Here is a 23,028-nt window from a genome sequence, read left to right on the forward strand (position 1 = left end):
CAGATCGATCAACTCTTCCTTCGTCAGACGCTGCAAATCAGTGCGATCCATAACCGCATAGATTCAGGGATTCTTGCCCCTGACAGGGCGTGGGTAATTACGTTTTGAAGGCCTTCGATGCCGAATTCGGAGAAGGCCATGACGCCATCCTCGTGGTCTGGTCCGTAGACCAGATCAGACCCTCCTCGGGTTCCATTTCGATAGCGGTTTCGCCGATCAGCAGCGCTCGCGCGCCTTGGCGGCATGTTTGTTTCAACAGCGCCTGCCACGCGGAGCTGAGTCTGCCGCCGGCCGGATCGCCGCGACGAAGCGCTCCACTACGGCGTAGGCACCGCTGTAGCCACGCTCACGAATGTCGCGCGTCAACCGTCAACGGCACGGCGCTTAGATCGGAATAGGCTGAGCCCCGGTCACGCACATAATCGAGATAGGGCGCGAGCTTATTCGGCCGCCCAACCTGTCGGGGGCCATAGGTCCCGGCAGTTCAAGCTCGCGCTCGATGTATTTGCGTATTTGCGGATCGTCTTGGGTCGCGGCCGGTGCGCCGGTCGATTGCCGTCAGGGTGGCGGTGTGGATCCAGTATCATCAGAAGTTCTCCAAGGTGGACCACCAGATCATTGACGCCGGAGCGAAAGCCGCCAGTTCCGGGACGCGACCCGGAACTGACAGCAATGGCGCCAACTAGGTACTTTCGACGCCCACGATCAGGGAGCATTCATCACCCGATGGCAAGCGCCTAAGAACTTCGCTGCCATGTCACCCTTCCAGCAACCGGTCGCGGTTCTTTGAGAACACCGAATGGTCCCAGGCCGCGTCATCGACGCCGACACCGACGAACCAGCGGAACAGAAGGTCGTATTCCAGCCGAATCCTTCAAAAGCCGCGCCGAGCTGATCGAGTAGAACGCCTACAGCAGCATTGCTCGCAGTAGCTTTTGCGGCGGCATCGAAGGTCGCCCCCATCGGCGATACAGTGGCCAAGTCCCGCTCCAATGTCGCCGCGCCTCCTTCACGATCGCCCGAATGAGGCGCAGCGGATGATCACGCCGGACCCGCGCCGCTCCAGACCAATTAACTGAGCAACTCGCCAGACCGTTCGTCCCCGCCGCCCATCCCTCGTTCTGCGAATCTTTCCGGAAAACTGAAGCACGCATAGCCTTGCCGCGAGCTACTTTTCAACCGCCGCTAGTTCGCATTATAGAGTCAGGTACCAGCGCACGCAAAGTGGGACAACTAACTGGTTGAACTGGCGTCCCTTGAACATCGCAACCCTCCGAAACTCGGTCGAGACGCTCTGTGCCACCCGCCGGCAATATCAAACATTGCAACAAATCCTTCAACTAAATTTACAGAATAATTGCGATCGCCGATCGCTGACAATGATACCTTAACCGCAAAGTCTGAGGTCAAGCACGGATAAAAAACTGATGCCAATTTACACTCAGACCGCCGCACAGCAACGGAGGGTCGACCCCAATGACAAGTAGAGCTCTCATCCTGGTTGAAGGTCATAGGGGTATGGGGCTGCTATACGTCCAAGCGGCCCAGCGTCTTGGTCTTCATCCAATTACCCTGTCGACTGATCCAGATCGGTACGACTATCTTGCGGCGGAAAAGCTTGAAGCAATCCGTGTCGATACAGACAATCTCGATGGGCTGATCCGCGAATGTTCTCTGCTGCGTGCGTCGCACGACATTGCTGGCATTACTGGCTTTTCGCGCACCGACGAGTCCGCCTATGCGACGGCTGGCAAGCTCTGCCGGTACTTCGATTTGCCGGGACCGAACCCTGCATCGGTTGAACGATGCTGCGACAAGTTTGCTCAACGTCGACTTCTCGCGGAGGCCGGCGTTCCAATACCTGCTTATCGCTTGGCCACGAATGCGACGGACGTAGAAAGCTTTGCCGCGGAGATCGGCCTGCCGGTGATTCTTAAGCCAGCCGTAGGCAGCGGCAGTTGCGGGGTCCGATTGTGCCGCAATCTCGATGAGTTGGCCGAACATACGGCCTATCTGCTGGGCGGGAAGCACATATGGCGGTCTTCGCCGAGGATATTGGTCGAAGAATTTGCGCAAGGCCCATACTATTGGGCTGACATAATGGGAAATGAGGTCATCGGGATTGCGGCCGCTGACTTCGGCCCCCCACCGCATTTCGTCTTTCGTGAGTGCACCTATCCGGCACTGCTAAGTAATGACGAGCATAAGTGTATCGCCGATGTCTCGCTGAGCTGTTTGCGAGCTCTGGGCCTTGGGTGGGGGCCGACGAACGTTGAACTCCTGTGGACGAAGCGAGGCCCAGTCGTCATTGAAGTCAATCCGCGTCTTGCGGGTTCACCCGTTCCTGAAATGGTTCAGCTGACTTGCGGTGTCGATCTCATCACTGAGCATATCAAGCTTGTCATCGGCAACGAATGGAATTTGCGCAGAAGGCATTCGCACACCGCGGCCGTACGGTGCCTATTGCCTGATCGCGACGGCACCCTAGATTGGATCGATGGCCACAGTCAGGCAGCTGCTTTACCAGGTATTGCCGAGGTCAAATTGTTGCTTAAACCCAAGACGCCTATCGTCAGGAGAGGCGATTACACAGACAAGATCGGACACGTCATCGCCGCTTCACCCAACCATGCTCAAACCAAGGCGATCCTTCAGCGTGCCGTCAACTTAATTCATTGGTCGATCACGCCATTTCCGACCCTTGGCGAACGGGAACAATATGCGGCCCCTTACTTCCCGGACTGAGGAAGAGAAAGCGGTTACAACGAGCAGAGAAGTATTGCGCAAGCATGAGGCAGAACGATGGCTCACTAGAACGGATTCTCCGACGCGACTCTCACAATTGGAAAGCCAGCGCCGGATGAAAATTCAACGGCAGACACTGAGACTTCATCCGAACCGTTGGTGGCATTTTGCGCTGCCCTGACGCCAGCGAGACGATTGAACTAAGTGTTGCACAGGAGACCCGTGTGCGGAATTGGCGATACGAGTCTAAGTAAATAGCAGCGTAGGGACCTGATGAACCGTGAAAGGGTCACGGTCCGATGATCTGTTCTTTGTCACCCATCGAGACCCTTGACGCCGGCCGCCAGCACCGTTGATCACCTTGTCGAAGTTGCCGCTCCGGTCAAGCGTAAGGTCAGTCCAGACACAAGCCGATCGCCGATCCCAATGAAACAGATCGCGACCACTCCCGAAAGGTGGTCCCGAAACACCGCTCTGATGTTCGCTGGACGCACAACATCCGAACCGAGGAGCGGCTGTTCGTGCTGATGATCGTGCACGGGCGGAGGCGGACTGACTGACATGGGTGATCAAGCTCTGATGCGCGGGTTGGCTGCATTCCCGATTGTGCGTCCGGGCTGTTCCTATTTGCTGCGAGAGCCGCTTAATTTTCCGGCCCCAAGGCGTCTGAGGGGCATTCGCCTGCCGTGTGTCCCGCCTTCCCCATGCGTGCCTTTGACGATGATATTGGCGTGGGGCTCGAACAGGCTGACCAGCTTCTCGTCGGCCGGCACCGGGTCGCCGGCCAACACCCGCCGCTCAGTCTGTGCGATGATTTGCTCGATCAGCGGCCGATAGTGACAGACCTGGGCCTGCCACAGTGCGATGAGCGGACTGCCCGCCGCGACCAACCGCTCGGTCGCTTGCTTCAGGTATGTCAAGGTCGCGCGGGCGATCGCGATCAGCTCACGGTAGACTTGGACACGGTCGGGTCGACCACGTGTGAACTGGATTGTCAATCACCACGGAATCGGGACCCTGGTTGTTCGCGCAAAAGGGGCTCTGACGCACTCTCGCTGCGGCCACAGCCTAAGTTGCACCGACGAGGCGCGCCTGGAGCAGATCAATCTTGGCGCGGCCGTACATTTGCCGCTTGCGGCTGGCGTTTTCCATCAGATGCCAGCGGTCGGCCACCTGATCGGCATGAGGCAAGGCCTTGGCGATCGCCTCGCCATATCCGCCACCCCGATCGCGAGCGACAGTCACAATGAAAGGATGATTCGTCAGCCAAGCCTGCGATGTCGCCTGTTCGCGATGAGGCAGCAATGTCACTGGCCTGCGGCGCTCAAGATCGCAGACAATCGTCCCGTATCGTTGGCCGCGCCGGAACGCGAAGTCGTCGATGCCGATGATGGCGAACTTATCGCGCGGCGGTTCAGTCCGGCGGCGCACGACACGCAACAGGGTATCGTTGCTCACCGGCACCATCAGGCGATCGGCAAAGGCTGCGGCAGGCCTTCCGCCCAGCGCCAGTCCTAAGTGATGAACGATGGTCTCAAGGCGTCCGGTTCTCCGCGATAACGGGGCTAAAACATCGGCGCCAAACCGCTCGGCAAAAATGCGGCGGCGGCAAAGAACGGCGTCGCACCAGAAACGGCGAACCGTCACCCGCAAGACCACCCGCCGGCCAGCGATGGGCAGATCGGCGGCTTGCCGCATATATCGGCTCTGGGTCCGGCGTGAACTCGTCCCGCAGCACGGGCACGTTGCCGAAAGCGCCGTAGCGCGCACGTCAAGAATTACACAATCCGTGTTGATTTCGGCATGCTCGACGAGCAACCCCGCCGGCGCCAGTCTCGTCGACCCAAATCTCTGTTCCATCGCGCTGATTCCCTCTCGAAAACTTGCGCGACATCACCCTCCACATGCAGCGAGATTGAGTCCGACCCCAGTTTGGACGAAAATCACCCCTCAAACGGGGTCCTCTTTCCATGAAAAATCACAGTGAAACAGCCTCGTCGGAGTGGCTCGCCCTACTCCCGGGCCTGCCTCGTTGCGGTTGCGGCAAGTTGCGCTTGTGCGCCGGCGGGAGGCGGCGAACCGATCGCAAAATCGCCCCAGCCGTCTAGATGGGCGGCCCCGGTATACCTGCCACAGAACCGCCAGTGTCACCCCCTTGCGCTTTCGCTCGCGGGCAACCAGCGCTTAGCCCGGCTCGCCAGAACAGCCGCGTTCCAGCACCGCATCGTCTTCATAGCCTGGCAGCGGACAGGCGGAAAAGCTCCTCCGCGCTGGTGCACATAGGAAAACCGTCCTCTTACTGAACTTCAACTGCTGCAACAGGACCATAGGTCAGGCGTAGGATCGATCGGACATCTTTCACCGCCGCACGTCACGCTTTCATTCGTCTTCGCATCGCTTCTCGCATTCAATCCTGAGAGGCCAAATTGCCAAACGGCGCGGGGCCGAGGACCGGCCCAAACCCACACCGGAACAGTCCGGAACTCAGCGGAATCGCTGTCAGAGAATTACTGGAAAGTCCCTCTGGCTAACGGAATCGGTCAAGCGATTACTGAATCGCAGCAGCGTCGCAGCAGGGAGCGAAGATCAGATATATCCGCAACTAAAACGTTACACAACATTGTTTTGCAAACAGCTAGTCGCGACCATTATACGAAGCACAATCTTGCTGACCGCTACGGCCTTGAAGCCCTTGGTTTTAGCACCAGCGGCGATGCTCCGGTGGTACAGCAGCACGAGGTGACTTCGATTGCCCGGATGGATGGAGGTTCTCTTGAAACGATTTTATGACGACGAAGCCAATTCACTTTTCGTTCAGTCTTACGATGCCTTCTATAGCCCCGAGATGCCGCAGACTCCCATAGAAGACATCGATTTCTACGCGGGGATCGCGAAGGAGGCCGGCGGAAACGTACTCGAACTGGGATGCGGAACCGGGCGAGTCGCATTGCCCCTCGCGGAGCTTGGCTTCAATGTTACTGGTGTCGACATGTCCGGGGGGCTGCTTTCAATTGCGGCACGCAAGGCGGCCGGGATTCCGATGGCGGCACAACAGCGACTGCGATTTGTACAGCAGGACATGTCAGACCTCCAGCTAGGTGAGCAGTTCGCTATTGCGTTGGCACCCTTCCACTCCTTTCAGCATCTTCTCACAACCGAGCTGCAGATTAGAGCATTGAAGGCCATTCATCAGCATATCCGGCCTGGTGGCCGACTTGTGCTCGATCTTGTCGATCTCCACGTTGACATCCTGTCAGAAAAGCTGGTGCCTGTCCGGTCGCGCTCTGCTGTACATGAGCCTAGCGGACGGCGGTATGTCCGGAATCTTTTGAATACCCGCTATGATCACTTTACGCAAACACGGCATGATGTCTGGCGCTTTTTGGAAATTGGAAAAGATGGCGAAACATTGCAAGAAGAGACGCGTGATCTGGTTCTGCGTTGGACGCACCGGTGGGAGCTACGCCACTTGCTGGCGCGCTGCGCCTTTTCGGTGGAGGCAGAGTACAGCGACTATCGGCATTCTCCGCCTGCATATGGAAAGGAGTTACTGGTGATCGCCAAGGTTGACTAGCGTTCGGACCCATAAGGGGGATGCCGTTGGCAGCGGTTTGGTGATTCACGGTCTCCAAAGGAGACCAATGATGAATCGCGATCATTTCTGGCTGACGGAGGAGCAGTTCGCGCGGCTCCTGGCAGACCATACGCGCGGCAAGCCGCCGGTTGATGATCGCCGGGTCATCAGCGGCATTGTGCATGTCCTGAAGTCCAGGGGTCGTTGGGTCGATGCGCCGGAGACCTACGGCCCGCGCAAGACGCTCTATAACCGCTTCGTCCGATGGGCCGCCAAGGGCGTTTGGGTCGACATCTTCCATGTCCTGGCCTCGGCTGGCGGACCGCCGGCACAGGGGCTTCATCGACTCCTCCGCCGTGAAGGCGCATCGCTGCGCTTTAGGCGGCAAAAGGAGGGAGCAAATCAGGCGATGGGCCGATCGCGCGGTGGGCGAACCACGAAGATCCATGCCCTGACCGATGGCCAATTCCGTCCAATCGCTTTCCTTCTGACGGCGGCCAGGCGGCCGATTGCACCGCCGCAGATTTGCTCCTGGAGCAGATGCCCAAGTGTCCGATCCTACATGGCGACAAGTGCTACGACACCAATGCAATCCGCCATATGGTCGAGGGCAGAGGGACGATGCCGAACATCCCGCCGAAGGCTAACGGGCGCTGGAAAAACTGCTTCTCACCGTTCCTCTACCGCGAGCGCAACGCCATCGTGCGCATGTTCGGGCGCCTCAAGGATTTCCGCCACATCGCCACTCGGTACGATCGGTCGGCGACGAACTTCCTTGCCGCCGTCTGCCTCGCAGCTACCGTCAGTTACTGGAAATGAGTGCGAGCCCGCCGATCATTCACAACGCCTTCCTCATCCGCAACACTGGCACGCCCGCTCCGCCTCTGTTGTCGACGACTTTTTCAACCGCCTATGGCACGCACGCGCGCAGCGTCTTTCGTCGGGTCAAGCAGCGCTGCATCGCGCCCAGGAGAACGGTCGCCGCCGTAGAGGGTTGCGCGCCGACTCCATCCGCCGCAACCGGCCAAGATGCCATTTTGCTCCACAATGAAATATGTTCCATCATCAACGAGTTGCGTATCGAGCCCCATGATTGCTCGGCTCGAAGCGATCTGCTCCTCTGTGAGGAACGGCTTCTGAAGCTCGCCGATGGCTGCATTCATCAGTACGGCCAGCGCCGGCATATCGGCACGTGTCGCCAACCGATGGTCTAGGCTGATCCTCGGCATTCTTCGGCAGGTCCAGTGCAACCGCTTTGAAGTTAACACAAGATCGTCACGATAATGGGAAAAAACCTAAGGCATGGCCTGGGAAGCTTCGCCCTTCGCCGCCGCCTGATGCCCAGTTATGAGTCCGGATCCTAGCCTAGTCATGTGGAACTGAAGTTCGTTACATTGTATACTACGCCGCTTCTGGAGAGGAGCGCATTATGGCGAACGCGAATGGCCGCCCAACCGCGCCGTTGGTTCTGAGTGCAGACGAGCAGGATCATCTTGAACGACAGGTCCGTCGCCGGCGTGTCGCACGATCGATGTCGGAGCGTTGCCGGATCATCCTGCGATGCGCCGACGGCATCCCCAGCAAGGTCGTCGCGGCTGAACTGGGAGTGCATGAGCACACGGTCGGCAAGTGGCGGCGTCGCTTCCTCAAGGATCGCGTCGAAGGCCTGCTGGACGAAGCCCGGCCCGGCAGGCCCCGGACGATCGACGACGATCAGGTGGCCGCCGTAATCGAGCGGACGCTGCATTCCCTGCCCAGCGACGCGACACACTGGTCGATCCGCTCGATGGCCGGCGCGACCGGCTTCTCGCACACGACGATCCGTCGGATATGGACTGCCTTCGGGCTGCAGCCGCACCGCTCGGAGACGTTCAAGCTGTCGAGCGACCCGTTGTTCGTCGACAAGGTGCGCGACATCGTCGGGCTCTACCTGTCGCCGCCCAATTGCGCGCTGGTGCTGAGCGTGGACGAGAAGAGCCAGATCCAGGCCCTCGACCGCGAGCAGCCTGTCCTGCCGATGATGCCTGGCATGCCGGAGCGCCGGACCCATTCCTACGTTCGTCATGGCACGACGTCGTTGTTTGCTGCCCTCGACGTTGCCTCGGGCTTCGTCATCGGCAAGTGCTACAAGCGGCACCGCGCCGCCGAGTTTCTCGATTTCCTCAAGCAGATCGACGCCCAGGTTCCCCATGGCCTCGACATTCACATCGTCATGGACAACTACGCCACTCACAAGACCGCCGCGATCAGAACGTGGCTGGCGCGGCGGCCGCACTATCATGTGCACTTCACACCGACATCGGCATCCTGGATCAACCAGGTCGAACGGTGGTTTGCCGAACTCACCCGCAAGCAACTACGCCGCGGTGTCCATACCTCCACCAGCCAGCTTGAGGCCGATATTCGCGCCTTCATCCAGCACCACAACGAAAACCCCAAGCCATATCGATGGACCAAGTCCGCAGACGACATTCTCGCCTCCGCGGCTTTGCGCGAGCAAGGCCCGGCGGTTTCAGGTATCTTGGATCATGCCACTGATTCCAAAGCCCTGCCACCGCCGGAGCCGACAATGCGCCAAGAACGCACCGTCCAAGCCAGCAGATTCGATCTTTTCGCCACGCACGAGATCGGTCACGAGTTGAAGGCGATGTCGCAATGGCTGGATGAGCATCGCGACCTTCTTGGCTTGGTGGCGCGCGATTTGGTGCGGGTCGACGTCAAGGCCACCGGACGGCAGGGCCTGCCTGCCGAAGCGGTGTTGCGCTGCGCGATCCTCAAGCAATACCGGCAACTGAGCTACCAGGAGCTGGCGTTCCATCTTGAGGACTCCGCCTCGTTTCGCCCTTTGCTCGCCTGCCTTGTCATGGAGCCCGCACAAGTCGGTGCTGCAAAGGACTATCAGTGCGATCCGGTCCGAGACCTGGGAGCAGGTCAATCGGGTACTGCTGTCGAGCGCTCGGCAGGCGAAGCTCGAAGATGGCGCAGTCGTGCGGCTGGACAGCACCGTGACCTCGGCACTCATGCACGAGCCGAGCGACAGCAGCCTGCTTTGGGATGCCGTGCGGGTCATGGTGCGCCTGCTGAAGCGGGCTCGCAAGATCCAGTTCACGCGCGGTCGACCCAATCGGGTCCAACTCTACCGCGAGCTGATCGCAATCGCCCGTGCGACCTTTAACTTATCTGGAGCAGGCGAGCGAGCGATTGGTAGTGGCGAGCACACAGTCCATCGCACTGTGGCAGCTCCAGGACCGTCACTATCGGCCGCGGGTCTAACGCATCATCAGACAGAGCGAGCGGCGGGTATTGGCCGGCGAGCCGGTGTCGGCCGGCGAGAAGCTGGTCAGCCTGTTCGAAGAGCATGCCGATATCATCGTCAAAGGCAGCCGCGACACCGAGTATGGCCACAAGCTCAACCTGACCACCGGCAAGAGTGGAATGATCCTCGATCTGGTGATCGAGAAAGGCAACCCGGCCGACAGCGACCGATTGCTGCCGATGCTGGAGCGTCACATAGGCATCTGGGGTCAGGCGCCGCGGCAGGCAGCAGCCGATGGTGGCTGTCGCCACACGCGACAACCTGGCCACGGCGAAGGCGTGGGGCGTCTCCGACATGGCCTTCCACAAGAAAGCCGGCCTCAAGGTCGAGGACATGGTCAGAAGCAAGTGGGTCTATCGTAAGCTGCGCAACTTTCGCGCCGGCATCTAAGCTGGCATCTCGTGCCTCAAACGCGCTTACGGCCTGGCGCGCTGCACTTGGCGCGGCCTTGATCTTTCAAAATCTACGTCTGGTCCTCGGTCGCGGCCTACAACCTCGTCCTCTTCACCCGCCTCAGGCCGACCTGATATCAGCTCTGCATCGCAGCCGTCCCCCCGGCAATGGCGTGCGTTCGATCGTTGCTAAGCACGGCATTTTGTCGATCATCAACTATTCCTGACCTGTCCATGCCCGTCAACGGCGCTTCCGGTCGGATCCAAGCCATTGTAAATGCCGCGAAATACCGGCGTTTATGGACGGAAACTAGGCTAGTCGCAGGCGTCGCCAGATCACGACGCGGCAACGACAATCATGCCATAGTGCGACGGGAAATTCCGGGCCTAATGCCTCACGCCGACTGGTTCCGCAAACTTTGACGATTCCGCTCAAAGACGGCGGAATGTATAAGCATTTTAACACGGTCCGTGCTACTGGCTCGGTCGCCAACAACCCGCCGATTCGCTCATGAAAGGCTCATCGGCGGTTATGCCACCGTGAGCCGGACACCTCATGAAAATTCCGTCCCCGGGCGATCCAAACTCGAGGAGCACCTCAGCCCAATTGTGATGGCAGGCTGCGCATGATGATCCGTTGGGGAGCATGCGATGCTAAATGCCCTACCAATTGTCCGCAGACCGGTAGTGCGTTGAGGTAATATTGCACGTCACCAAATTGCACGCCCCGCTCATTCCAGCCTGTATGAAGGCCGCGCGGATCTTGGCGGAGACCAAGACCGGCGCATTTCAGTACGGCCTCTTTTCTGGTCCATAGCTGCAGGAACTTTTGCACAGTCAGTTCGCTCGGAATGTCTTCAAAAACCCTTGCCTCTTGGTTGGTCATAATGTGGCAAGCCAACTGGCGGCAATTTGCGAGGGGGCGCCAACGCTCAATATCTATCCCGACCAAGCCCAAGGCTGATACTGCGACGGCGGACCAATCATGGCTATGAGACTGGCTCGCTTCAATATCGTGCGCCGGCAATCGGGGCTTGCCGAAGCGCGAAACGGTCATCTGGAGATCTCTCGGCGGAAGGTCCAAGTGCGCAGAAAGGATAATTCGAAAAGCGCACTTTGCCTGAAGATATGACAGGCGCAGATCCATGGAACGAATTTTCTCTGCCCGTTCCCACTCAGTTGGACTCAGCAGTTCGCGCATGTGCAACGTTGGGATCGTCAGCTGTGAATGCCGGAAAACCCAAACGTCGATTGTGCCCGTTTGTCTATTCGAATGCATGCATCACAATGTGCTCCACCACACGCCCTTGCCTGATCAGCACAACGTAAGTTGTTCACGCTTTGGCCGTTCACAACCTTCAGCTGTTTTAGGTGGCGTGGGTCGTTACTGACTGGGAGCCACTTCTACGCTGCCGACGGCTCGCGATGCGTAAAGATATATTAAATCGCTTCAACGATCGCGAAACGGTTTGATAATCTGCTTTCCACTTTTGAATTTTTCTTTCAAAATTTACATCGCCATGTCATCTGCAATTATTACTTCGATTGAATATTTATTCTGGTCGTACGACAGGTTCACATGAACGATCCATTAATTCTCCGAAAATTCAAACTTTTTCCAAGAGAAGATGGGGTAGCATTCTCCGCACAACTATGTGGCTGGAGAAAGCAATGGATCATGTTACGCGTCCGCTGTCGCATGGCCAGATGGGCCTTTGGATACATCACCAAAAACGACCGACCGGTAGCGAATACAATCTGCCAGTCGAACTGCGCATAAAGGCGCCGTTCGACATTGATGCCCTCTTGGGTGCGCTCCAATCATTGATCGACCGCCATGAAATGCTACGCACGACCTTTCACCAGGAAGGCGAGCGCGTGGTTCAGCGTATTCATGAGAAAACCTCACTGAACTTTCATGTCGTTCGGCTAGAGGGTGTCGAAGAGGCAGATTTCCATCAATCTATCGCGGCGGAAGCTCGCTCGCCTTTCAATCTGGAGCATGGGCCGGTGTTTCGCGCTCATCTGTTCATCCGCAGTGCCACGGACGAGACTCTCCTCCTCAATTTCCATCACATCATTTCCGACGGCTACAGCATTCGCACCTTCCTGCACGAGTTCGGCAGGCTCTACCAGGCGTTCTGCGGCAAGAGGGATATGCCGGGTCTGACCACAGCGGCTCCTTACGGGGACTTCGTAGCCTGGCAAGAGCGCCTCCTTGCGGGCGACGACGGAGAACGCATGTGGGCCTACTGGCGCAGCCAGTTTGTCGATCATCAGCCGGAGTTGGCCCTTCCGACGGACAGACCACGAGCTGCGCTCGCCACGCACACCGGATCAGTCTTTTCCCTTGATATTGAGATGCCGCTGGTCGCGCGCTTGGAGCGGCTGGCGCACAAGGAAAAGGTAACGCGCGCCACCGTCCTGCTTGCTGCCTATTATGTCCTGCTGCATCGTTACGGCGACCAGGACGACATCACCGTCTACGTGCCACGCCACGGTCGTCCGGCAGGAAATTTTTCGAGGACGTTCGGCTACTTTGTGAACCTAGGGGGCCTACGGCAGGACCTTTCCGGAAATCCAATTTTCCTTGAACATTTGCAGCGGGTCCGTCATCTAATGCGATGCGCGCGCAGCCACGAGTATTTTCCTCTTCCGCTGCTGCTGGAGAAGCTCAAGCTCCCTCCTGCACCTGATCGCAATCCGCTTGCGCAAGCTGTTTTCAACTTCATCCCGGAGGCGGCGAGTTTTTCTCTTGGCTTCACGCCATGCGACGTCGACCTCTCCGGCTTGCCTGCGCAAATCCAATTTTGCGAAACCGATATCTGGATCGATCTTGATTTCCAAATCCTGTCCGGCAAAGAAAGTGTCCGCCTTGACGTCATATTCAATGCGGATTTGTGGGATCTTAGTACGATCGAGCGGCTGGCGAAGCACTATCATTTGTTGCTTGAGGCGATTGCAGATGCGCCAGCGCGACGGATAGGCGACTATAGTCTTCTGATGCCAGAGGAGGAGCACCAGCTCCTGCATGATTTTAACGAGACAGGTGCACCGTTTCCCTCCGATAATTGCTTGCACAACCTGATCGAAGCGCAGGCTGCCGCTTACCCAGACAATATCGCTGTCAGCTGCCCATTGGAGGCACTCAGCTATTCTGTACTTGAGCAAAGGGCAAACAGGCTTGGCCGTCATCTAATTTCAAAAGGTGTCCGCCTTGGAGACGTGGTCGGCGTTCTCGTTGGGCGTTCGTGCGATCTCATCATCGGCTTGCTAGCGGTCTTGAAGGCGGGGGCCGTGTATCTTCCTCTCGATCCGCGACTCCCACCGCAGCGTCTACACTTTATGTTGCGGGATGCTGGTGCCACTGCGCTCATCAGCAAATCGGAGCTCAGAGAACAGACGTTCGGGGACGCCCTGTCAGGGCGAAACATTGAAGGTGCGAATGGACGCGCGGTGGTTCTCCTCGACAAGGACCGCGCCGAAATCGCTCTGCACGAAGTCACGCGTCCGTACTGCCCCGCCGGTCCCTCCGATTTGGCTTATGTTATGTATACGTCCGGTTCCACGGGTCAGCCGAAAGGCGTGATGGTTGAACATCGCAGCGCCTGCAATATGGTGGAGGATCTAAGACGCACCTATCAACTGGGGCCGGATAGCCGGGTACTACAGTTCGCCTCCTGCGGATTCGATGCATCGCTGTTCGATTTTATGCTGGCTTTTTCCTCTGGCGGTCGATTGTGCCTTGCGCCCCCATCAGCATCGCTGCCCGGAGCAGAACTTGTCGAGTTCATGCGCCGTGAGCGCGTTACCGCTGCCGGTCTTACGCCGACAGCGTGGGCCTCTTTGCCGTCGACTGATCTTCCTGACCTCACTGTGATCAAGTCAGGCGGAGAGCCCTTGCCGTCGAGCCTCATTGAACGATGGGGTGAGAAGCGCCGCATCTTCAATTCCTATGGGCCTACCGAAACGACCGTCTACTGCATAAGGACCGAGGTTGAAGCCGAGGGGCGAAAGCCACCCATTGGGCGCCCGGCCATCAATACCAAGGCTTACATCCTCGATCGCTATGGTAATCCGGCACCGGTTGGCGCGATCGGCGAGCTTTACATCGGGGGGGTCTGTACAGCACGTGGCTATCTCAATCGCGATGAACTTACGCGCGAGTTTTTCCAGCCAAACCCATTCGATGATGAGCCGCAGTCGAGGCTTTACAGGACTGGGGATCGGGCCCGGTATCGGTCAGATGGCACGATTGAGTTCATGGGCCGGAAGGACGGACAGATCAAGATCCGCGGCATGCGGGTTGAGCTCGCCGAAATCGAGCAGTGCCTGATGGAGCACGAAAATATTAAAGCATGCTGTGTCACGCTGACAGACGATGGCGGTGAAAATGCGAGCCTGATAGCCTATGTAGTGAGACGGCGGGACAATTCGGAGGATACCGATCAACTGCAGTCTTTTCTGCGCGCCGCGCTGCCTGGCTACATGGTTCCCTCACAGTTCGTGTTTCTCCCGCAGCTACCAACCAATCGTAGCGGCAAGATCGATCGGCGCGCTCTTCCCGAGCCGAGGAAAAATGCCTCGACATCAAAGGCCGCAACTCTTCCGACCGGCAGGTTGCAGACAGAAGTGGCTGACGTCTGGAAGGACGTGCTCAAGTTGGACTCCGTTGGCGTTGATGACAATTTCTTCGATGTCGGCGGACATTCCCTGGCCATCGTCAAGGTTCAGGCGCGTATCCATGATCGTTTGCGCATTGATTGCAAGATTCTGGATCTGTTCGAGCACCCCACCATAAGAACGCTCGCAGCGCACTTGGCCGCAATTCCGGACGCCCCTCGCCTCACTCAGTGTCTCAAGAAACCAATTGGCGTGGCCGCGCGCGAAAGCAAGCCCGAACCGAACCGCAATGCTGTCGCAATCATCGGGATGGCGGGCAGGTTCCCGGGAGCGGAAACCGTCGATCAATTCTGGAGCAATCTGGTCGATGGCATAGAGTCCATCGCAGACCTGGATGAACAGGCATTGCGAGAGGCTGGCGTTGATCCCAACATCTTTGGCAAGCCTAATTATGTGGGGCGCGAAGCCGTTATCAGCGGAGTTGATCTGTTTGATGCAGCATTTTTCGGTGTCTCGCCTAAGGAAGCAGCGTGGATGGACCCGCAACAGCGCATCCTGCTGGAAACGGCGTATCAGGCGCTCGACCATGGGGGTTACGGATCGCGCGTGAACGCAGAAGGCCGAGTGGGTGTCTTTGCCGGCGTGGGGGCCAACCACTATCTCGCTGAACGTGAAGCAGGCCGCGACCTGCTGGATTCAGAGAAGTTGCAGATCCGCATTCTCAATGGCCACGATTTCACTGCGACGCGCATTGCCTACAAGCTCAACTTGACCGGCCCCTGCGTGTCAGTTCAGACGGCCTGTTCCACTTCCCTGGTTGCTGTCCACCTCGCTTGCCAGAGCCTGCGCAGCAATGAGTGCGATATGGCGCTGGCAGGCGGTGCATCGATTTCCCTGCCCCACGGAAAAGGCTATCTCCATCAACAAGGCCACATCTTGTCCCCCGACGGCCACTGCCGTGCGTTCGATGCTAGAGCGCTAGGAACGGTGAGAGGCAGCGGAGCTGCGGTCGTCGTTCTCAAGCGGCTGAGCGACGCCTGTAGAGATGGCGACTATATCTGGGCAGTGATAAAGGGGACCGCCATCAACAATGATGGCGCCGCCAAGGTAGGGTTCACCGCCCCCAGCGCCGACGGACAGGCTGCGGTGATCCAAGCCGCCCTCACCGATGCTGAGGTCTCTGCGGACACCATTGGTTACGTGGAGGCGCATGGCACGGGAACCTATCTTGGAGACCCCCTCGAAATCTCCGGCCTGACCAAGGCCTTCGGTTCGCACACAGCACGGAAACAATTCTGCGCAATAGGTTCGGTCAAGACAAATATCGGCCATCTCGACGCCGCAGCGGGCGTAGCGGGATTAATCAAGCTCGCCACAATGCTGAACAGGGGCGTCATTCCCGCTAGCCTACATTTTGACAAGTCCAACCCAAATATCGATTTTCAGAAGAGCCCGGTGTTCGTAAACAAGACCTGCACCGCTTGGCCCAAAGGTGGTGAGCCACGGCGCGGCGGGGTCAGCTCATTCGGCATTGGTGGTACGAATGCGCATATGGTTCTTGAGGAGGCTCCGCCGCAGGGTGGTGAACAAAGCGGCCGCAGGCTACAAGTTTTTCCAGTTTCGGGGGCGAGCAGGCCGGCATTGACCGCAATGCTTCGGCAACTGGCCGGCTTTATGCGCCGAGGCGATATTCAGCACTGCGCAGCGAACATCGCATACACCCTGCAAACGGGTCGAGCCCCTCTCACATACCGCACAAGTTTCGTGGGATCCGATTTGGTGGAACTAGCCGACCAACTCGATCAGGCGGTTCTGAATGGAGGCGCAGCGGGGGAGGCCTCACGCAGTGAACACCGCGTCGTGTTCATGTTCTCCGGCCAGGGCGGGCAGCAGATCGGAATGGGTCGGGAGCTTTACGAAGAAGAGCCGGTATTCCGCGACGCCATCGACGAATGCGCAAAGTGGCTTAACGAGCTCGCACACGTTGATTTCCGCGCCCTCCTCTACACGGAAGGTAAATCTGATAGCGAGCTTGAGCCTCAGCTGGAAGCCGTTATACAGCCCGTCATCTTCGCTACTCAATATGCAATGGCGAAGCTCTTCATGTCGTGGGACATTCTTCCAGCAGCTGTGATCGGCCACAGCATCGGCGAATATGCAGCCGCCCATATTGCAGGGGTCATCTCGTTGCCCGATGCCATTCGACTTACATTAATAAGGGGACAGTTAACGTCGCGCGTGCCTGTCGGCGGGATCGTTGCTGTCCACCTGTCGCCGGAAGAGCTCCAGCCTTATTGGAACGAACACCTGTCATTGGCGGCCATAAACGGTCCACGTCAGTGCGTCGTTTCGGGGGCAGCATCTGAGATCGCAGCGTTTCATGCGCGATTGGAGGCGAGATCGATTGCGAGTAAACGAATACGTGCAAGTCATGCCGTGCATTCAGCCCTACTCGATCCAATCCTGCCGGAGTTTAAGATTCATGCAGAACAAGTCGATTTGCACGCGCCGCAAATGCCTTTCATGTCAACGGTGCTCGGTGACTGGCTTGAGCCGGAGCGGCTCGATGGCAGCTATTGGGTCCGCAATCTGCGAGAGACGGTGCAATTCCATCAGACCTTCGATCGGCTAGTGCAATCGGGCCACGAGTTGTTCATTGAGATGGGGCCTGGCGCAGCCCTGACGGGACATTCCAAGCGGTCCAAGTCAAAGATCAACCTGCGCAGCCCCATCGCCTTTGCGGCCTTGCCAGGAGGCGATCATGGGCAAGGCGATCGCCTGAGACTGTTACAGACATTGGGCAAGCTATGGACCTGCGGCGTTCGCATAGATTGGTCTGGCCTGCACGATCATAAGCCCCCGCAGCGTACCCCCCTCCCGCCTTATCCTTTTGATCGCAAGCGTTACTGGCTCGATGCGGTCGTCAAAAAGGAGCAGGAACAAAATGCCGATTTGAATCAGCCTGATATTGCAGCCACATCCGTCGATCGCCCGACTGGGAACGGAGGGGTGCGCAGTCCGACTGTAGTTGAGATGTCTGCTGAGGCAGCTTTAGACAGCCAAATTGCGGCGGTCTATCGGGACATTTTGGGCTTGGATGAGGTTGCCCTGACTGAGAGCTTCTTTGATCTTGGTGGCGATTCGTTGAGCGCCTTAAGCGTCATCGATCGCATCGAGCAGCTCACGGGAGAGAGATTGGCGTTCTCCCTGCTGCTGGAACACCAGACACCAAGAGGGCTCGCAATAGCCCTGTCGAGGACACGTAGAAGCGCGCTGCCGAACGCATTGGTGCCGATACAAACCGGCGGTTCACGGACGCCTCTGTTTTGTCCCCACCCTTTTGGAGGACACGTACTCTTATATACGCACCTTGCTAAGGCACTTGGCACGGAGCAGCCGCTCTTCGGATTACAGGCGCGGGGCCTGAATGGTGAGGCAAAACCTCACCTGAACATTGCGGAGATGGCAGGGGAATATATTGAGGCCATTAAGAGCGTACAACCACGCGGCCCTTATCAGCTCGTCGGATTGTCCATGGGCGGTAGCATTGCTTGGGAAATGGCCTGCCAATTGCGCGATGCTGGTGACGAGATAGCGATACTTGGGCTGCTCGATGCCAAAGCAATTCACAAGGATGAAGAGCACACAAGCGGCCGGTATCATCGCCTGCTCGGCAAGCGCCGTATTCCTGACTGGGTGAGCGAGCAAGTGGTCATATTGAGCGTCCTTTTTCCTGCGCTGAAGCAACATTGGCGAAGGCTGAAATCCATCAAAAGTGAGTGTCAGGTCAAGGCCTTGCTCGATTTCGGAACGCAAGCAGGCAGTGTCCCCGACATGAGCGAAACGCAGCTCAATAATGTCCTGACCGTTGCTGAGGCAAATAGAATTGCGCTGCGTGAATATACGCCTAGAGTCAACGACAGCAGGTCCGTTCTTTTTGCAGCCAAGAAGGGGCTGCGCACATCCGCTAATGAACCTGATGGCGATCTTGGGTGGAAGCAATTCGCGAGGGCGCGCCTGGAAATTCACGAAGTGCCAGGTAACCATTACACGATGGTCGCTCCGCCACATGTGAGGGTCCTGGCGAAGAAGCTTAATAGCTATCTCAATCGAAAGGACTAAAGCGATGGAGCACGGGCAACACATTGGCGAAAAAGTCTTCCGATCTGCGCACGGTTGTGGGCCGGTTGTTTGGCAATATCGGTTCCGTCTCGGCGACGGAGGCGGCCATCGGCGCCAAATGACCGGCTCGGACTTAGGACAATTTCTACAACGAGACAGGACGACGGGCGCAAAGTGTTGCCGAGCAGGTCACCCGCATGCACGACATTCGCCGGCTGTTGTTCTTCGACATGGCTACGCCCGACAAGGCGCAAAACGCGCTAGCCCAGCGCAAATGTGAGGATCCAAGATGAACCTATCGACCGTCGAGCAACCCGCCCTCGAAAGCGAAATAGAGGAATTGGAAGGTCGCTATTCCAGCAGCAATCCCAGGAGTCGAATGCAGCTTTCCATGGCGCGCCGGGTGCTCCCCGGCGGCAATACAAGGGTCGCACTCTACTACGATCCGTTTCCCGTTTCCATCGAAAGCGCGGAGGGATCCCGCGTCATCGACGTCGACGGGCACAGCTATATAGATTTCACGAACGACCTCACAGCAGGGTTCTACGGTCATTCCAACCCGTTCATAGTGGCCGCCATTCGGGGCGCGCTCGACAACGGCATCAGCTTCGGTGGTCCTCATAGGCATGAAGAAGCGCTGGCCGAAACGATATGTAGTCGTTTCTCGTCGATCGAGCGTGTCCGCTTCTGCAATTCCGGGACCGAGGCCAATCTGATGGCCATGGGCCTAGCGCGCGCAATAACGGGTCGGCCGCTGGTGCTCGCCTTCCTCGGTGGATATCATGGAAGCTTTGCCAACTACCTCGATGTCAAAACGCCGCTCAATGTCGACAAATCGTGGCTGCGCTTCGCTCAGTTCAACGACGAGGAAGACGTTCGGCGAGTCATAGAAGAGGATGGTGCACAGATCGCCGCCATCATCGTTGAACCCATGATGGGGAGCGGCGGCGGCATTCTGGCTCGCCCTGGGTTCCTTACCGCTCTTCGGGCCATTGCGGATGAGTGCGGGGCGCTTCTCATCTTCGATGAAGTGCAGACCGCCCGGTTCTTCCCTGGCGGCCTTCAAGACCAAGTCCGGGTTCGCGCTGACTTCACAACGCTTGGCAAGTCGCTGGGTGGAGGCCTGACCTTCGGTGCCTTCGGCGGCCGGGCGGACCTGATGGACCGGCTGGACCCGTCCCGTCCTGGCGCCATCGGACATGGCGGTACGTTCAACAATAATGTGCTGACCATGATCGCCGGCCAGGCCGGTCTTACGAAGGTGGCGACCGCCGAGGCGCTTCATGCGGCTAACACTCGCGGCGACTGGCTGCGCCGGAGCCTCCTTTCAGCCGCGGGGGAGCGCGGAGTGGTGCTTTCGATCGGTGCCTTCGGGTCTATTCTATCGCTGCATTTTCAGCCCATAGCACCCCGCAACCCCGCCGAGATCGCGACCACGCCAGCGCAACGGAAGCTCTTTCATCTCGACATGCTTCTGCGCGGCTTCTACGTGCAGCGGCGTGGCACGATCAATCTCTCACTGGCCATGACCGATGAAGATTGTTCCGCATTCACCGAGGCCTTCGTGGGCCTTCTTGACCGCTATTCGGCCTTCTTGCCGGGTGACAACACGCGATGCAAGGACGGCAGCCACGGCTCATGAGGGCGTTATCAGGTGACGTCACGTTGTCTGCATATAAACGCGTTGAGACCTGGGCCGCTGATGTCAGCTGACCACGGCCACAGCTTTCCATTCCGCCATTGCCTGCAGGCGGAGAATATGTGGAGCGAGAGCGGAGCGTTTTGAGCGGGGCGGGACCAAGAGATTGCGCAGAGCCGAGAAGATCGAAACGAAGCGTTGCAGTAGCTCCTGGTGATCGGAAGCCTTGCATCATCTGCTCCCGTTTTCGCAGCCGCACATGTGCATTCTCCGCCCGGTTGTTCAACCCCTTGTGCGACCTGGCTGCTCCATAGGAGCGCAGCTTGTCGGTGATCATGCGCTTCGGCGCGACGCTTTGCTTCTTCAGCAGCCGCGTCAGCAAGCGCTTGGCCGCTTTGGTGTTGCGGCGGTTCTGGACGATCTCGTCGAGCACATAGCCATCCTGGTCGACGGCGCGCCACAACCAGTGTTTCCTGCCGGCGATGGTGATGACGACCTCGTCCAGGCGCCAGACATCGTTTCGGCTGTGCTGCTTGCGGCGCAAGCGGCGAGCGTAATGCGGGTGCCCCAAGCGGATTGTCTCATACGAAACCACGATCCCGCGCTCCAGCAGCATTTCCTCGGCCAAACGCAGGCGCAACGGGAAGCTGTAGTAGAGCCAGACTGCATGGGCGATGATCTGCGGCGGGAAACGATGGCGCTTGTAGCTGAAGGTCGCGGTGTTCATGCCATCGGGTCTATGCCGCAAATCCCTGAATGCGAGTTAAGTTGATAACGCCCGGGCCACCGATCTCAGGTCCAGAATATGACGTCAAGCCTCGCGCATTCCAATTGGCCGCGTTGACGCCCTGAGACTTCGGGCGCGCGGAGCCAGCAGGTTACATGGACCAGGGTTCGATCAAGTAGAACGACGGCATGCAAGAAAGAGCTAAGTGAATATTAGGCAATGAATAATTTTTATTAGAATCCTGAGTGTTTTTGTTAATGACGAAACAAAAGAACAATATAATATAACTCGCAATCCATAACGAGGGGTTGACCGCACCAAAGTCCGGGTTTAATTTGGCCTGGTCACCTTTCATTTGGGCGAATTGCAACAGAAATACTATGAAATATCGGGTGCAGCTTGGAACAAGTGCGCCCGCTCGAACGTCGAACTTCTGAAATTGTGGAGTCCCGACAATGTTGCTGACGAAAGAAAATTTCACCGATTCCGTCTGGAACGACTGGAAATTCCATATGCGCAATCTAATCAGGACGAAGGACAAACTCGCGCAATGGGTTGCCCTAAGCGACCAGGATGTCACAGCGATTGATGCGGTCAAAGGCACCTACCGGTGGATGGTGACTCCCTACTATGCGTCATTGATGTCAAAGACGGATGACAAATGTCCGATTCGCCTGCAAGCCATACCTCATACGGAAGAAATGAATACTGATATGGGCTCGGATGTTGATCCTGTTGGGGACGCGATATTTATTAAGACGCGACGTGTTATACACAAATACCCGAATAGGGTCGTTTTCTTGGTTTCAGATACGTGTCCTGTTTATTGCCGTTTTTGTACCAGAAAATACCATACGTCTAACGAGAAGGGTACTTACTATAACACGGGTTATGATGCCTCCTACGATCCTGATTTCGAGTATATAGTTCGACATGAGGAAGTATCCGACGTTCTATTGACAGGTGGCGATCCACTCGTGCTTAATGATGGAAAGCTGGAGGAAATATTAAGTAGATTGCGATCTATACCGCACGTCAAGATAATAAGAATCGGATCTCGTTACCCTGTCTTTTTGCCTCAGCGAATTACCGTTGAGCTATGCAGCATGCTGGATAAGTATCGACCCATATGGCTTAGCACGCACTTCAATCATCCGATCGAAGTGTCCGCAGAGGCTGCCGAAGCCTGCGACCGCCTCCTTCGGCACGGTATTCCCGTGCAAAATCAGACGGTCTTATTGAAGGGTGTTAATGACAATCTTGAGACACTGAAGGCGCTCTTTCGCAGGCTTATCGAAATACGGGTGAGGCCGTACTATCTCTACCATTGTGATCGTGTCACCGGCGTTTCGCATTTCGTGACTGGTCTCGAGCAAGGCCAAGAGATCGTCGAGGGGCTCGTCGGGTTCGAAACCGGTTTTTCCGTTCCGAGCTATGTGGTTACTACAAAACTTGGAAAGATTCCCGCTCAAAGGCCCTATCTATTTCGGCGCGGCAATCGAATTTATGTGAGGAATTATAATATGGAAGAGGACGATATAACGGGCTACCTCACTCTGAATAAATCTCCTCGCTGATGACTGGTCTATCCCGTCTTGTACATAACAGCGTGTTTGAAAGGCTGGCGGATGTAGTTTAAGTGGTTGATTTGGTGTAGGATTGGGAACCTGGGCCAACCCTTCCACCAGATCGGTGGATAGCGACCTGCGCTGGACGACGGCTAAGTGCTCTTTTCCAGCCTGCCCGCTATGTAGCGCAACGTCGCTCCTGCGCCGCCGATCGAATCCCAAGGTGGTATTTCGCCTCATGAAAATCGGCGGCCACTCCGGCGCCTCGCATTGGGGCGCCAGAGCTGAGGACCACGCATTTCGGATGGCTTGGATTCGCGAC

Annotated in this window: 7 protein-coding genes and 8 pseudogenes; 8 read left to right on the forward strand and 7 right to left on the reverse strand. The window is 57.5% G+C overall.

Annotated elements, in window-relative coordinates:
- Positions 1 to 288 precede the first annotated feature (288 nt).
- Together NKK47_RS31505 and NKK47_RS31510 are read right to left on the reverse strand one after the other, a co-directional pair.
- Positions 289 to 611, reverse strand: a pseudogene (locus NKK47_RS31505) (IS21 family transposase); the annotation flags it as partial.
- Positions 612 to 732: 121 nt separating this feature from the next.
- Positions 733 to 1,113, reverse strand: a pseudogene (locus NKK47_RS31510) (transposase); the annotation flags it as partial.
- Between the two features lie 363 nt (positions 1,114 to 1,476).
- Here NKK47_RS31510 and NKK47_RS31515 point away from each other — a divergent pair.
- Positions 1,477 to 2,745 carry an ATP-grasp domain-containing protein gene (locus NKK47_RS31515; RefSeq protein ID WP_352579538.1) on the forward strand — a complete coding sequence of 423 codons (1,269 nt, stop codon included), beginning with the start codon at positions 1,477 to 1,479 and terminating at the stop codon, positions 2,743 to 2,745.
- 656 nt (positions 2,746 to 3,401) lie between these two features.
- On the opposite strand, the pseudogene NKK47_RS31520 reads toward NKK47_RS31515, so the two are convergent.
- Positions 3,402 to 3,737, reverse strand: a pseudogene (locus tag NKK47_RS31520) (ISNCY family transposase); the annotation flags it as partial.
- 142 nt (positions 3,738 to 3,879) lie between these two features.
- Positions 3,880 to 4,605: pseudogene (locus tag NKK47_RS31525) on the reverse strand (ISL3 family transposase); the annotation flags it as partial.
- Between the two features lie 913 nt (positions 4,606 to 5,518).
- On the opposite strand from NKK47_RS31525, the gene NKK47_RS31530 reads away from it, so the two are divergent.
- The gene (locus tag NKK47_RS31530; RefSeq protein WP_352579539.1) at positions 5,519 to 6,319 is read left to right on the forward strand and encodes a class I SAM-dependent methyltransferase; all 801 of its coding nucleotides are present in this window, start codon (positions 5,519 to 5,521) and stop codon (positions 6,317 to 6,319) included.
- A 70-nt stretch (positions 6,320 to 6,389) separates the two neighbouring features.
- Positions 6,390 to 7,138: pseudogene (locus tag NKK47_RS31535) on the forward strand (IS5 family transposase).
- Positions 7,139 to 7,221: 83 nt separating this feature from the next.
- Here the strand turns inward: NKK47_RS31535 and NKK47_RS31540 are convergent.
- Positions 7,222 to 7,482: a hypothetical protein gene (locus NKK47_RS31540; RefSeq protein ID WP_352579540.1), complete on the reverse strand. Its 261-nt coding sequence runs from the start codon at positions 7,480 to 7,482 to the stop codon at positions 7,222 to 7,224.
- Between the two features lie 266 nt (positions 7,483 to 7,748).
- On the opposite strand from NKK47_RS31540, the pseudogene NKK47_RS31545 reads away from it, so the two are divergent.
- Positions 7,749 to 8,801 (forward strand): annotated as a pseudogene (locus NKK47_RS31545) (IS630 family transposase); the annotation flags it as partial.
- 87 nt (positions 8,802 to 8,888) lie between these two features.
- Positions 8,889 to 10,162 (forward strand): annotated as a pseudogene (locus tag NKK47_RS31550) (transposase).
- 463 nt (positions 10,163 to 10,625) lie between these two features.
- Here the strand turns inward: NKK47_RS31550 and NKK47_RS31555 are convergent.
- A complete protein-coding gene (locus NKK47_RS31555) occupies positions 10,626 to 11,084 on the reverse strand; it encodes a 4'-phosphopantetheinyl transferase family protein (RefSeq protein ID WP_352579541.1) in 459 nt (152 codons plus the stop codon).
- 614 nt (positions 11,085 to 11,698) lie between these two features.
- Here NKK47_RS31555 and NKK47_RS31560 point away from each other — a divergent pair.
- Together NKK47_RS31560 and NKK47_RS31565 are read left to right on the forward strand one after the other, a co-directional pair.
- Positions 11,699 to 18,772, forward strand: a complete 7,074-nt coding sequence (locus NKK47_RS31560; RefSeq protein WP_352579542.1) for a hybrid non-ribosomal peptide synthetase/type I polyketide synthase — start codon at positions 11,699 to 11,701, stop codon at positions 18,770 to 18,772.
- Between the two features lie 289 nt (positions 18,773 to 19,061).
- Positions 19,062 to 20,414 carry an aspartate aminotransferase family protein gene (locus NKK47_RS31565; protein WP_352579543.1) on the forward strand — a complete coding sequence of 451 codons (1,353 nt, stop codon included), beginning with the start codon at positions 19,062 to 19,064 and terminating at the stop codon, positions 20,412 to 20,414.
- Positions 20,415 to 20,477: 63 nt separating this feature from the next.
- On the opposite strand, the pseudogene NKK47_RS31570 reads toward NKK47_RS31565, so the two are convergent.
- A pseudogene (locus NKK47_RS31570) lies at positions 20,478 to 21,138 on the reverse strand (IS6 family transposase).
- Positions 21,139 to 21,593: 455 nt separating this feature from the next.
- Here NKK47_RS31570 and blsG point away from each other — a divergent pair.
- Positions 21,594 to 22,715: an arginine 2,3-aminomutase gene (blsG, locus tag NKK47_RS31575; protein ID WP_352579544.1), complete on the forward strand. Its 1,122-nt coding sequence runs from the start codon at positions 21,594 to 21,596 to the stop codon at positions 22,713 to 22,715.
- The last annotated feature ends 313 nt before the right edge of the window (positions 22,716 to 23,028 follow it).

It is taken from the genome of Mesorhizobium sp. M0019 (assembly GCF_040323975.1).
Classification (GTDB): domain Bacteria; phylum Pseudomonadota; class Alphaproteobacteria; order Rhizobiales; family Rhizobiaceae; genus Mesorhizobium.